Genomic DNA, 311 nt, shown 5'->3' on the forward strand with positions numbered 1-311 from the left:
GCGTTAGGTATACCATCATGCTGGATGAGTTTCGCTACATACTGACAGAAATTAAAGTTGTTGCAGATCCAAAATGGGGAGCATCAATTGAATTAATTGATTATGAACACCGAGATTATATCGAGGATGTGCTTACAGAGCACTTTGATTTAGAATCGGCTTTTCAATCTAACGAAGATGTGACAAATGATTACGTTTTATATTTTTGTGATAATGCCAGCTTTGACCAAGTTGCCGAAGTAGTAAAAAAAATTAATGAGTATCACCGAGTTAACGATAAAGAATATGCAATAGTAGGGTATACCTAACAA

Annotated in this window: 1 protein-coding gene; it reads left to right on the plus strand. The window is 35.0% G+C overall.

Going from position 1 to position 311, the window contains the following annotated elements:
- On the plus strand, window positions 1-308 hold a 308-nt coding region (locus tag H4J75_RS19830; protein ID WP_220465379.1), incomplete at its 5' end, for a hypothetical protein.
- Window positions 309-311 lie beyond the last annotated feature (3 nt).

The organism is Colwellia sp. BRX10-1 (assembly GCF_014077545.1).
In the GTDB taxonomy this organism is placed as follows: Bacteria; Pseudomonadota; Gammaproteobacteria; order Enterobacterales; family Alteromonadaceae; genus Colwellia_A.